The 13,486-nt window shown below is 37.8% G+C and carries 12 protein-coding genes and 1 pseudogene; all 13 read left to right on the forward strand.

The window, feature by feature from the left end; genetic code table 11:
- The first annotated feature begins 3 nt into the window (after positions 1-3).
- The 13 genes and pseudogenes from BQ5341_RS06480 (at position 4) to BQ5341_RS06540 (ending at position 13,346) form a co-directional block, all read left to right on the forward strand.
- Positions 4-1,026 carry a diacylglycerol kinase gene (locus BQ5341_RS06480; RefSeq protein ID WP_071131214.1) on the forward strand — a complete coding sequence of 341 codons (1,023 nt, stop codon included), beginning with the start codon at positions 4-6 and terminating at the stop codon, positions 1,024-1,026.
- 97 nt (positions 1,027-1,123) lie between these two features.
- The gene (gene rlmD, locus BQ5341_RS06485; RefSeq protein WP_071131215.1) at positions 1,124-2,500 is read left to right on the forward strand and encodes a 23S rRNA (uracil(1939)-C(5))-methyltransferase RlmD; all 1,377 of its coding nucleotides are present in this window, start codon (positions 1,124-1,126) and stop codon (positions 2,498-2,500) included.
- Positions 2,501-2,842: 342 nt separating this feature from the next.
- Positions 2,843-4,014 (forward strand): IS3 family transposase gene (locus BQ5341_RS06495; protein ID WP_106396145.1). Its coding sequence is split into 2 segments (ribosomal slippage): positions 2,843-3,119 and positions 3,119-4,014, totalling 1,173 coding nucleotides; the frame shifts between segments, so codons are not numbered across the junction.
- A gap of 119 nt (positions 4,015-4,133) precedes the next feature.
- Positions 4,134-4,283, forward strand: a pseudogene (locus tag BQ5341_RS10315) (ssDNA-binding protein); the annotation flags it as partial.
- 72 nt (positions 4,284-4,355) lie between these two features.
- The gene (locus BQ5341_RS06500) at positions 4,356-6,296 is read left to right on the forward strand and encodes a DNA polymerase (protein WP_071131216.1); all 1,941 of its coding nucleotides are present in this window, start codon (positions 4,356-4,358) and stop codon (positions 6,294-6,296) included.
- 55 nt (positions 6,297-6,351) lie between these two features.
- Positions 6,352-6,567 carry an SHOCT domain-containing protein gene (locus BQ5341_RS06505; protein WP_071131217.1) on the forward strand — a complete coding sequence of 72 codons (216 nt, stop codon included), beginning with the start codon at positions 6,352-6,354 and terminating at the stop codon, positions 6,565-6,567.
- Between the two features lie 58 nt (positions 6,568-6,625).
- The gene (locus BQ5341_RS06510) at positions 6,626-8,191 is read left to right on the forward strand and encodes a recombinase family protein (RefSeq protein ID WP_235836378.1); all 1,566 of its coding nucleotides are present in this window, start codon (positions 6,626-6,628) and stop codon (positions 8,189-8,191) included.
- Positions 8,192-8,608 carry a serine integrase family protein gene (locus BQ5341_RS06515; protein ID WP_071131219.1) on the forward strand — a complete coding sequence of 139 codons (417 nt, stop codon included), beginning with the start codon at positions 8,192-8,194 and terminating at the stop codon, positions 8,606-8,608.
- A 19-nt stretch (positions 8,609-8,627) separates the two neighbouring features.
- Positions 8,628-10,172 carry a recombinase family protein gene (locus BQ5341_RS06520; RefSeq protein ID WP_071131898.1) on the forward strand — a complete coding sequence of 515 codons (1,545 nt, stop codon included), beginning with the start codon at positions 8,628-8,630 and terminating at the stop codon, positions 10,170-10,172.
- 142 nt (positions 10,173-10,314) lie between these two features.
- Positions 10,315-10,539, forward strand: a complete 225-nt coding sequence (locus tag BQ5341_RS06525; protein ID WP_071131220.1) for a helix-turn-helix domain-containing protein — start codon at positions 10,315-10,317, stop codon at positions 10,537-10,539.
- A 14-nt stretch (positions 10,540-10,553) separates the two neighbouring features.
- A complete protein-coding gene (locus BQ5341_RS06530; protein WP_071131221.1) occupies positions 10,554-10,898 on the forward strand; it encodes a hypothetical protein in 345 nt (114 codons plus the stop codon).
- 84 nt (positions 10,899-10,982) lie between these two features.
- Positions 10,983-12,305: a cellulose synthase gene (locus BQ5341_RS06535; RefSeq protein WP_158661752.1), complete on the forward strand. Its 1,323-nt coding sequence runs from the start codon at positions 10,983-10,985 to the stop codon at positions 12,303-12,305.
- 135 nt (positions 12,306-12,440) lie between these two features.
- Positions 12,441-13,346, forward strand: coding sequence for an AbiJ-NTD4 domain-containing protein (locus BQ5341_RS06540; protein WP_071131223.1), 906 nt, complete (start codon positions 12,441-12,443; stop codon positions 13,344-13,346).
- The last annotated feature ends 140 nt before the right edge of the window (positions 13,347-13,486 follow it).

Genomic DNA, 13,486 nt, shown 5'->3' on the forward strand with positions numbered 1-13,486 from the left:
TTCATGAAGGCGCGTGTGATTTATAATCCCGTTTCCGGCAAAGAAATAATGAAACAGAGTTTAGCGGATATATTAGATGTCTTAGAGCTTGCCGGTTATGAGGCGTCGGCTTTTGCCACCACCGTCGAAAAATATTCTGCCAAAAATGAAGCGCGGCGAGCAGCTCTTGCCGGTTTTGATTTGATTGTGGCTGCAGGTGGCGATGGCACCATTAATGAAGTAGTCAACGGAATTGCCGGATTGACGACTCGTCCTAAGATGGCCATCATTCCTGCTGGAACCACTAACGATTATGCTCGAGCTTTAAAAATTCCTCGGGATAATGTCCGCCAAGCTGCTGAAGTGATTTTGCAAGGAGACAGTATTAAAATGGATATCGGCCAAGCTAACGAACGATATTTTATTAATATTGCTGCTGGTGGCTATCTCACTGAGCTGACTTATGAAGTGCCAAGTGAGTTAAAATCAATTTTTGGTTATTTAGCTTATTTAGTAAAAGGCGCTGAGATGCTGCCGCGAGTCAAACCAATTGATGTTCATTTGGAATATGAAGAGGGAATTTACGACGGACCGGCTTCGATGTTTTTCTTAGGGCTCACCAATTCAGTAGGCGGCTTAGAACAAATTGCCCCCGATGCTAAATTAGATGACGGAAAATTTTCGTTAATTATTGTCAAAACCGCCAATTTATTTGAAATGTTGCACCTAGTGGCGATGGTCTTTAACGGTGGCCGCCATATCAATGATCCGCGGGTCATTTATACGAAGACGAATTTTTTGAAAGTCGTTGATAAAGAAAGCGAAAAACCAATGATGATTAATCTTGATGGGGAATATGGTGGCGATGCGCCCATGACATTTACCAATCATCACCAACACATTGAATTTTTCGCTAATGTTCACGATATTGCTGACGAAGCGCTGATGGATCCTATTTATGAAGAAAGTTCTCGCGCTTTTATTAACGAAGTGGAAGAACTCACCGACGAAGACATTGACGAAGATGGTAAGATTAATGGTAAATAAAATAAATTTAAAATAAACGAAACTAGAAATAAGCGGAACGAACTTTTTCATTGAGTTCGTTTCGTAGTACATAAAAAAATTTTTTAGAGGAGAAAACATGGAAAAAATTATTCCCGTCACAAAGAATCAAGAACTTGAAGTAGAAATTATCGATTTAACTAACGAAGGAATGGGTGTAGCCCGGGTCGACAATTTTGCGATTTTTATCGCTAATGCTTTGCCAGGTGAAATAGCAGAAATTCGAGTCGTTAAAGTTTTGAAAAAATTTGCTTTCGCCATTGTCTTAGAACTTAAAAAAGAAAGCCCAGATCGCGTGCCAGCTAAAAAAGAATTATTGCAAACTGGGATTGCTCCCTTGCAACATTTGGCTTACGATAAACAATTAGAATTCAAACAACACCAAGTAGAACACGTTTTAAAAACCATTGCTAAAATGCCTGACGTTCCTGTATTAGAAACAATCGGCGCAAAAAATCCAGTCGCTTATCGGAATAAAGCAGCATTACCTGTTCGCCGTAATGAAGGGAAACTTGAAGTAGGATTTTTCAAAAAAAATTCTCATGATTTAGTACCCATGACAGATTTTTATATTCAAGATCCAAAAATTGATGAAGCTGCACAAGTTATTTTAGGAATTTTAGAACGTTACAATGTCAAAGCTTATGATGAAAAAAATCAAGTGGGCTTTTTGCGTCACTTACTCATTCGTCGCAGTGATAACACGAAACAAATGATGGTAGTTTTAGTCACCAATAAAGATAAATTTTTCAAAAGTGCAGAAATCGCGGAAACGATTGTTCGCGAATTGCCAGAAGTTGTCTCAGTCATTCAAAATGTCAATCCTGAAAACACCAATGTTATTTTAGGTAAAGTCAATCACCAACTAATCGGCAATGGTTTTTACGAAGATACGTTGCTGGGAAAAACTTATCATATTTCGGCGGCTTCTTTTTATCAAGTCAATACACCACAAGCGGAAATTCTTTACCAAACAGCCATCGATTTTGCTGATTTGAAGAAATCTGATGTTGTCATTGATGCTTATTGCGGTATTGGGACAATTGCTTTGAGCTTAGCTGATAAAGTGGATCACGTTTATGGCGTGGAAGTTGTCCATGATGCAATTGTTGATGCAAAAACGAATGCAGCAATCAATGATGTGGACAATGTAAAATTCAAAGCCGGACTTGCTGAAGTTGTGATGCCAAAATGGCAAGAAAAAAACATTCACGCTAACGTTGTCGTAGTGGATCCACCACGTAAAGGATTAGCTGAAAGTTTCATCGAAGCAACTGTTAAAATGAATCCTGAAAGAATTATCTACATTTCCTGTAATCCAGCAACACTGGCTCGCGATTTGCGTTTGTTCGCTGACCTTGGTGATTACAAAGTTGAAAAAGTACAACCAGTTGATGTCTTTCCTCAAACTACCCACGTTGAGACGGTAGTATTGATGTCAAGGGTAGATAAATAAAAGTGTAATAAGACAAGTAAATAAAGGCTTTCCGTGATTTGAGGTCTGGTTTTAAGCCGGAAGGATAATCACGGTTTTTTGCTTTTAGGGAAGTTATCAAAGATTGGTGAATTTGAAAGTCTGTCCATGGAAAGATTTATTGGGGTGGTGAGTTGATAAAATGGTTGGCAAAATAATGGTGAGTTGACATGATGTATAGAATAAATATAGTATCAATCTCTAGTGTCTAAGAGTATATTTTTTTAACTCCACTCTTCACTTATCTATCTGAATCGGCTACACTAGACTAGACAAAAAAAATAAGGTGTGTAGAATAGAAAAAAACACACTGGAGGAATTTTTATGTCAAGACGTCCACGAAGAACTTATTCAAAAGAATTTAAACAACAGGTAGTCGATCTATATCTAGCCGGAAAATCACGGGTAGAAATTATTCGTGAGTATGAATTAACCGCTTCTTCTTTTGATAAATGGATTAAACAAGCAGAAACCTCTGGTTCTTTCAAAGAGAAAGATAACTTGACCCCAGAACAAAAAGAAATGATCGCTTTGCGCAAGCGAAACCAACAGCTAGAAATGGAAAATGATATTTTAAAGCAAGCAGCGCTGATATTCGGACGAAAAGACAAGTAATTGATGCCAATAAGCACAAATACTCGATATCAGCGATGTGTAAAGTCTTAGGAATTTCCCGTCAAACGTATTATTACCAGCCAAAACTCGTAAAAAATGAAGCTGAATTGGAAGAAGCTATCACAGAAGAATTTGTTCGTAATCGCAAGGCTTACGGCACAAGAAAATTAAAACAAATCTTAGCGAATCGCGACATCCAAGTGAGTCGTCGGAGAATCGGTCGCATCATGAAACAACGGGGATTGAAATCGAGCTATACTTTGGCTCATTTCAAAAACCATTCCTCTTCCTGTAATGAATCAAAAACAGATAATATTTTAGCTCGAGATTTTAGAAATAAAGAGCCTCTGGAAGCTATTGTCACTGATTTAACTTATGTACGTGTTGGGAAAAAATGGCATTATATTTGTTTGATTCTTGATTTGTTCAATCGAGAAATTATTGGGTATTCTTGTGGCAAAAGAAAAGATGCAAGCTTGGTCAAGCGGGCTTTTACTCGTATTTCTTATCCATTGACAGAAGTGCAGCTCTTCCACACCGATCGTGGAAAAGAATTTGACAATCAAACGATTGAAGAGATTATTGGAGCCTTTGGCATTACTCGCTCTCTGAGCAAAAAAGGTTGTCCTTATGATAATGCAGTAGCTGAATCTACATACAAGTCAGTGAAGGTAGAATTTGTTCATCAATTTCGGTTTGAGTCTTTGGAACAGTTAGAATTAGAATTATTTGACTACGTCAATTGGTGGAATCATTTACGATTGCATGGGACACTTGGTTACGAGACACCAATTGGATTTCGTTATCAGAGATTGGCGAAGCGAACCCTTGATAATGAGCGCGGATATGATACACCGAGTGAGGCGGCTTCATTCATTTGAGTGAGCTTCTGCCGTAGAGAATCATATCCGAGGAGGCTCATTGTCAAGGGCAATCGGAATAATAACACGAGACAAAAAATGACACCTTATAAATTTTGTCAAAAAAAGTGTTGCCATTTCACTTCTATGCTTTCAACTCAAATGGTAATAAAGGTGTTGCTTGCGGTCTTGGTAACATTCAAAAAATTAAAGACGGAGAACCTCTAGGCGGTAAGTCTTCTGCAGTAGATGATTTTACGACTCTTGCAGATGATGACTTCCTTGCATAAAAGGAATATAAAACTTGACGGTGGTGGAGGACTTCCCTCTGCCACCTTTTTAATTTAGGAAAGGTGGTAGCTATGAAAAACTTAGAAATTGATATTGAAACTTATTCATCTACCAATCTACAAAAGAGTGGTGTTTATCGTTACGTAGAAGCAGATGATTTTGAGGTGATGCTGTTTGGTTATGCGATTGACGGTGGTGAAGTTAAGGTCGTTGATTTGATGAATGGAGAAAAGATTCCAAAAGAAATCCTAGATGCCTTAACCGATGAAACCATTACGAAGTGGGCATTTAATGCTCAGTTTGAGCGAGTTTGCCTTTCACGTCATTTAGGCTACCCTACTGGGACTTATCTAAATCCTTCCTCATGGAAATGTTCCATGGTTTGGTCTGCCTATATGGGACTTCCTCTTTCTTTAGAAGGTGTAGGTGCAGTGCTAGGACTTGAAAAGCAAAAGCTGACAGAGGGTAAAGACCTGATACGATATTTTTGTCTTCCATGTACTCCAACAAAAATAAATGGTGGTAGAACCCGTAACCTACCCACTGATGAAATCGATAAATGGCAGCAGTTCAAAGCATATAACAAGCGTGATGTGGAGGCAGAAATACAGATACAACAAAGATTGATCAAGTTTCCAGTACCAGAGGACATCTGGGATGAGTATCATCTCGACCAAGAAATCAACGATCGAGGCATAAAGGTGGATATGGATTTTGTTAAACAGGCCATCGCCATGGATGACATATCTCATGAAAAACTACTAACCGTCATGCAGCAGATAACAAATCTGGATAACCCAAACTCAGTACAACAGATGAAAAGCTGGCTTTGTGAAAATGGTCTAGAGATGGAGACTCTCGGTAAAAAAGCTGTCGCTGAGAAACTTGAGGAAACAGATGGTGAACTAAATGAAGTTCTTTCACTTCGTCAGCAACTGGCAAAATCCTCGGTAAAGAAATATACAGCAATGGAAAATGCGGTTTGTAGTGATTCAAGAGCCAGGGGAATGTTTCAGTTTTATGGAGCTAACAGAACCGGTCGCTTTGCCGGTAGGCTTGTGCAATTGCAAAATCTCCCTCAGAACCATATGCCAGATTTAAAAGAGGCGCGAAATATTGTCAGAAATGGTGATGTTGAAACACTGGAAATGCTCTATGAAGATATACCCGATACACTCTCACAACTAATTCGTACAGCCTTTGTACCAAAAGAAGGTCATAAGTTTATTGTGGCTGACTTTTCAGCCATTGAGGCTCGTGTGCTTTCATGGCTTGCAGGTGAGACATGGCGAACGGATGTATTTGCTAATGGTGGTGATATCTACTGCGCATCTGCCTCACAGATGTTTGGTGTTCCCGTTGAAAAGCATGGTGTGAACGGCCACTTGAGACAGAAGGGTAAAATTGCTGAATTGGCACTGGGTTATGGTGGTTCTGTTGGTGCGCTAAAAGCCATGGGTGCATTAGAGATGGGGCTTGAAGAGGAAGAATTAAAACCGCTTGTGAATGCCTGGAGAATGTCTAATCCCAACATCACACAGTTCTGGTGGGATGTAGATCGGACGGCTAAACAATGCGTTAAGGAAAATAAGTCACAAGAAACCCATAACATCGAGTTTCATTGTTTTAGTGGCATGCTTTTTATCGTTCTTCCCTCAGGTAGACGGCTTGCCTATGTAAAACCTCGAATCGGTGAGAATCAGTTTGGTGGTGAGTCCGTGACCTATGAAGGAGTAGGTGGAACAAAGAAATGGGAGCGTCTTGAAAGTTACGGTCCTAAGTTTGTAGAGAATATTGTTCAAGCCATCTCCCGTGATATTTTGATGTATTCAATGAAGATGCTTAGTACTTATCGTATTGTGGCTCATGTCCATGATGAAGTCATTATTGAAGCCAATTCTAAAATATCTGTTACTGAAGTATGTAAACAGATGAGTCAAGTGCCACCTTGGGCAAAAGGGCTGCTCCTTGATGCCGATGGCTATGAATGTGAATTTTATCAAAAAGATTAAAGAAATCATCAGATTTCACCTCCTGCCGTGGCTACTAGGTAGGAGGTGTTTTTCTATGAACATTTATGAAGTAAAAGATGGCTGTCCGTTAAAGGGCAAGACCGATCAGATGACTGAGGAAGAATTACAAAAGGAATATGACTTTCACATAGCAGAGAGCATTGTCGCAAACCTATATAAAGAAGGCAAAATCACAGCGGATGAATTACACAAAATATCAGCCTTGAACAGGCAGAAATTCTCTCCCCGTTTAGCCGAGATTATGTCCTGAAAAGCTTGCTATTAATAGCTTTTAGAGTGATGTATGTAATGGGCGAAAGTGAGGTGAGATGATGAAAAAGATAACAAAAATAGATGAACTGCCCCAAATGCAACCATCCAACACTAAACTTAGAGTTGCAGCTTATGCCAGGGTATCAACCGATAGTGATGAACAGCTTGAAAGCCTTAAGGCACAGCGTAAACACTATGAGCGATATATTAAGTCTAATCCAGAATGGGTGTTTGCTGGTCTTTATTATGATGAAGGGATCTCCGGCACCAAGATGGAGAAACGGACTGAACTGCTCCGTATGATACGAGATTGTAAGCAAGGTCGGATTGATTTTATTATCACCAAATCAATCAGCCGCTTTGCTCGTAATACAGTAGATTGTCTAGAGTTAGTAAGAAAACTGATTGATATCGGTGTTTATATTTATTTTGAAAAAGAGAATCTAAATACGGGTGATATGGAAAGTGAGCTGATGCTTTCTATCCTTTCTGGATTTGCTGCAGAAGAGTCTGCATCTATTTCACAAAACTCAACATGGTCCATTCAAAAGAGATTTCAAAACGGCAGTTATGTTGGTACTGCACCGTATGGATATTCCAAGGCGGATGGCAAGATGTTTATAGTTTCAGATGAAGCTGAAATCATCAAACGTATTTTTTCTGAATTCCTATCTGGAAAAGGTAGCAGTACCATAGCAAGAGGTTTGAACAAAGATAAGATTCCTGCTAAACGAGGGAATCACTGGAGTTCAGGCACGATCATTGACATGCTCCGAAACGAAAAATACATGGGAGATGTTTTGTTACAAAAGACCTACACCGATAGTTACTATAACCGCCATCCGAATACAGGTGAAAAAGACCAGTATTATTACAAGGACAATCATGAACCTATTGTAAGTAGAGAAGATTTTGCTAAGGCACAAGATCTCATCGATGAAAGAGCCAAGATAAAGAGTAAGGGCATGAAAAAGAACGTTTATCTTAATCGATATGCTTTAAGTGGCAAGATTGTCTGTGGAGAGTGTGGTCGCAATTTTAGGAGAAAGACAAACTACTCAGCTGGTAGGAGTTACATTGCTTGGAGTTGCATCGGTCATATCGAAGACAAAGAGAGTTGCTCCATGTTGTTCTTGCGAGATGGAGAAATAAAAGCCACATTGACCACCATGATGAACAAGCTTGCTTTCAGTAACAAGCTAATCCTAGAGCCACTTTTCAAATCAATTAGCCAAATCGATGAAGAAAGCGACCGTGAAAGAATGGATGCTATTGATAAGCGAATGGAACAATTAATGGAAGAACGCAATACACTTATTACACTGATGGCCAAAGGTTTCCTGGAGCCTGCTCTTTTTAATCAGGAACGTAATGTCTTGGATAGTGAGATAAAAAATCTTACAACTGAAAAAACAAACCTGGTAACGAACTCTACAAGTGGGGTTTTGCGAGCAAACGATATAAAGGACCTCATTGATTACGTGTCAGCAGATAATTTTAATGGTGACTACACGGAAGAATTATTTGAAGAATTTGTAGAGAACATCATTGTAAATTCCAGGGATGAGCTGACATTCAATTTGAAATGTGGTCTTTCACTGAAAGAAAAGGTGGTGAGATAAATGGCATATGTTCCCTATGGATACAGAATTCAAGACGGAGTGGTTATTGTCGATGAAATGGCAGCAGGTCAAGTAAAGGTATTCTTTGAGAAATACATATCAGGACTATCCCTTACAGTGGCTGGCGAACAGGCAGGTATTGATAAGACACACTCTGTGATGGGTCGCATTTTGAAAAACGTCAACTACCTCGGAAATGATACGTATCCAGCAATTATTGATAAAGAGATATTTGATAAAGCTGAAGAAGTTAGAGATAAGCGTGCAAAGGATTTAGGACGAGTGGTAGAGCTTGCCGCTTTCACCTCTCCCCCTCCCAAAGAGCGATTTAAAATGAGAAAGGCAGATAATAAGATGCCAGTTGATCCTTTTGAACGAGCAGAATACTTATATAGTCTGATAGAAAGCGAGGAATAAAGTGACAGAGAAAAATATAATGGTTATTCCTGCTCGTAAAAGAGTAGGAAGTACAGCCGCAAAAGAAAAGATAAAGAAACTTCGTGTTGCTGCCTATTGCCGTGTTTCTACAGAAACAGAAGAACAAAACTCTAGTTATGAGGTTCAGGTCGCACACTATACAGAGTTTATAAAGAAGAATACTGAATGGGAGTTTGCCGGCATCTTTGCAGATGATGGTATCTCCGGGACGAACACCAAAAAGCGTGACGAATTTAATCGTATGATTGCAGAGTGTATGGATGGTAACATCGACATGGTTATTACTAAATCCATCAGCCGATTTGCACGTAACACCCTAGACTGCCTTCAATACATTAGACAGCTCAAGGATAAAAACATATCCGTCTATTTTGAAAAAGAGAATATCAACACCATGGATGCCAAGGGCGAGGTTTTGCTGACGATTATGGCATCTTTGGCACAACAGGAAAGCCAGAGCCTTTCACAAAACGTTAAGCTTGGGCTACAGTACCGATATCAACAAGGAAAGGTGCAGGTCAACCATAAACGGTTTATGGGCTACACCAAAGATGAAGATGGAAATTTAATTATTGTCCCCGAAGAAGCTGAGATTATCAAACGCATCTACCGAGAATACCTTGAAGGTCAGAGTCTGGTAGGCATTGGTCGAGGTCTTGAAAAGGATGGTATTTTAACAGCAGCAGGAAAACCAAGATGGCGACCGGAATCAGTTAAAAAAATCCTCCAAAACGAAAAATACATCGGAGATGCCCTTTTACAGAAGACTGTTACTGTAGATTTTCTAACCAAGAAACGAGTTAAGAATGAAGGTCATCTTCCCCAGTATTATGTTGAAAATAGCCATGAGGCGATTATTCCTAAAGAGTTATTTTTGCAGGTGCAGGAAGAGATTCATCGAAGAAGCAATATCTACACAGGAGAAGGCAAGAACAAACGAATTTATAGTAGCAAGTACGCTTTAAGTGCCATTACCTTCTGTGGAGATTGTGGCGATATTTATAGGAGAACCTATTGGAATATTCATGGTAGAAAAGAATTTGTCTGGCGATGCGTGACTAGAATCGAGCAAGGTCCTGAAGTTTGTAAGAACCGAACCGTAAAAGAAGATGAACTCTATGGTGCTGTAATGACCGCAATTAATAAGCTACTTGCAGGTGGCAACAACATGATAAAGACCCTGGAAGAGAACATTCATGCTGTGATTGGTGAAACCACAGAGTATCAAATTTCAGAGATTAACAACTTACTGGAGGAAAAGCAAAAAGAACTTATCAAGCTGGCGAACAAGGGTCAAGACTATGAACACCTAGCAGATGAGATTGATGAGCTGAGAGACAAGCGACAGATCCTTTTAGTAGAAGATGCCTCCCTCAGTGGCGAGAACGAGCGAATCAATGAGCTGATTGAATTTATCCGCAAGAACAAATTCCGCACCTTAGAATATGATGATAAGCTTGTAAGGAAGATAATCCAGAGCGTTACAGTCTATGAAGACCACTTCGTCATAGCCTTCAAATCTGGCATCGAAATGGAAATATGAAAACCAGAAGTAAATAGCCCATGACTCTACAGTAGAGTTGTGGGTTTTCTTTTGCTTGCTGATTATAATAATATTTTAATAACTATTGTGTTTATCAACCAAATGGTTTATAATATTCTTAGCGTAAACTTGGAGGTGCTGTATGACTACGGCAGAAATGATTAAAGAACTGTGTGAGCAAATGAATATAAGTGTTTCCGAACTTGCTAGACGTATTGGCCAGACTCCACAGAATTTCAATAAAAAATTACAACGAGAAACAGTAACCTTGGATGAGTTGAAGGCCATTGCTGATGTGCTAGGTGTCAAGTTTGTGCAGGCTTTTATATTGCCTGATGGCAATGAAATAAAGACGGGTAACGAGTAAAGGAGGCGGTTATTATGGGAAAATATACAGATGAAGAAATAAGAAATTGCAAAAAAGTTACGTTAAAAATTGCTGGTGACTATCTGGGTATTTCACCAAATGCGGTCGGAATTGGTATGAGAAATAACTTACTGCCAATAGGTCTTGCTATTCATAACGAAGAAAAGAATCGCAGGTTCAGTGAGAGTTGGTCTTATCATATCGTTGCAGAGAGATTAATCGCATATAATCATGGAACAATTTCCGAAATCCATGTTCAAAATATTGAGAAAGGGTTAGATAAAATCGTAGAAGAATTTTCTAACCTTAAACAAGAACTGCTTTTTATATTAAGCGAAAACGAGGTACCAGAGAATTAGAACTTTTTGAGTATGCGTTTTCGCTAGGAAAATATAAAAATGCGAACTTGAAATTCAGGTCAAAAGGAAAGGATGGTGGTACAAATGATGATGAAGTTCACTAGAGAACAATTGTATAAAGAGATATGGGAAACTAGTGCTCGTCAAGTTGCTATTAAATATAGTTTAAACTATCAGAAGCTACTAAACCAATGCAAAGAGATCAGCATTCCTTTACCTGGTGGCAAGTATTTTTATAATAGACAGCACGGTTTAGATATAGACAATTTAATAACTCCACTTCCTGATTCTAAAATAAGTGATATTGAAGTAGAGAAACAGAGAAGTAGAATTCAGAAAAAAGAGACTGTTGTAGAATTTGAGAAAGATAAAAGAATTAATACCGAGAAAACTCTTGAAACTGATTCTAATCAGAATAAAACTGTCAACAAGGTAAAGATCTTATTTGATAGGGACACTTTATATTCTTCTCTTAATTTCTTAGAGAGGGAGAAGAAAGACTCTATTATAAAAATTTTGTCTGAATTTGAAATTAGTGAGAGCAAAAGACTTCATAAAAAAGTTATTACTTATAAAGAAAGCATTATTGCTTGGAATAAAAGAGTAAAAGCATCTGAACGAGATTATTATGATCCAAGATATCAAAGAAATGATTTGTCTCAGCCAAAATTTATTAAGGATGTATCCAAGGAACAGCTACCTAGACTTTATAGAATATTAGATATGCTTTGTACAATTTTTGAAAAACTAGGAGAAATAATAATAGATGATTTAAGAATTCAAATTGGTAAGGATATTGTAAGCTTTGAAGTTATTGAGAGTACAGACAAAGTAAACCACGAATTAACCAAAGAAGAAGCACAGCAGCTAGTTAAATACAATGATGAAGTAAAGAGACACAGCTATGTCTCTAAGCCAAATATTCGAAAATATGACTACATACCCAATGGATTATTAAGAATTAAGATGTCAAATGGTAAATATATTAAAGATACAAAATCGAATAAATTGGAAGACATGCTCCCTGAAATAGTGATTCTGTTTTATCAGTGTTATTTCGAAATTCGTACTCAAAGGGAAGATTGGGAAGAAGCACAACGTAAATGTGAAGAAGAAAAGCAAAAAGCAAGAATGCTTCAAGAACGCATAGATCAAGAAAAGAAGAAAACAAGAGAGTTTCTAAATATGCTTTCAGATTATAAGCTTGCCGATGAAATCAGGAAGTTTGTAGATATACTGAAAGATAGTGATAAAGCTGATCAAGAAACCATTGAGTGGATGTCAAGAAAGGCCGATTGGATTGATCCTACAATCTCAGCTGAGGACGAACTTTTGGGAAAAAGAGAACATTACAAATCTGATGAAGAAAAAAATAAATTCTTAAAAGAAGAAAAGTATTATTGGTAAATAAGAACTTTTAGTGTAGTTTTTCGATATTGGAACTTGTTCAGTGATGAAATTAACCCACGAAAACAGATTCTAAATTAATGATGGTCATTTTAGTGGCTTAATATATAAAACAAATTTATGAGGAGATGGCTTATGAGATTATACTCTGAAAGACATGGTATAAGAGCACCGCAGGAAAAGACATATTCTATTAACAGAGATATGTATTCATTGCTCTTAGATTGCTGCAAAAGATATCAAAAGAATTTAACACATATTTTTGCTCTAAATTGTCATCACGACTTTACTGATAGCGACTATATTGCATTTGATGAAAACGGATTCGCAACAAGAATAAAGATAAGAATACCATCTCTCTTTCGTGATGAGTATAACAGAATTAGCACACCGCAATATGGAGATGAATACGATCAATATTCGCTTTTAGACCTTATTGAGTTCTTTGCACAAAATATTAAGGATATCTCAGAACGATGGAATAATGAGAGATACCGAAACTACCAAACGATAGATTGCCATGATTCTTCAGATGTATTTGCAAATTTCCAAGAGGCAATAAATGAAATATTCTCTGAGTCTGGGTTGTTATATGAACTTACGGACGAAAAGATTATTGCAAGAATTGTTGAGAACAGTCCACTTACAGCGGAAATAGAAAAATCTTTTACATCGGTACATGAGCAAGGCTCAAGAGAGTTGTTGAAAGATGCCGTTGCATTATATAAAACACCAAACCCAGCAGCTCGGCAAGATTCAGTTGAAAAGATATGGGATGCATTAGAACGCTTAAAAACTTACTATACAACATTAGATAAGAAACATTCATCAGAAAAAATAGTGAATGATATGGCAAACGGGAATGATAAGTTTGTAGATCTATTTAATGCTGAATTTAAGACCTTGACAGATATAGGAAATAAATACCGCATTCGTCATCATGAAACTAATAAGATTGATATCACCGATATCCGCTACTACGATTATCTTTTTAATCGGTGTTTATCACTAATTGCTTTAGCAATACAATATCTTGTTTAAGGATAATGCTTGTATCATCGAGCTTTGGACTTTACCAGATGGTGATGAAATAAAGTGCGGTAATGAGCCCGAGTAACTTTATAAATTAGAATTTGTAGTGATGATTATCTGAAGATGCATTACGAAATTGATCAAAAGAA

This window comes from Enterococcus timonensis (genome assembly GCF_900104595.1).
Lineage (GTDB): Bacteria > Bacillota > Bacilli > Lactobacillales > Enterococcaceae > Enterococcus_J > Enterococcus_J timonensis.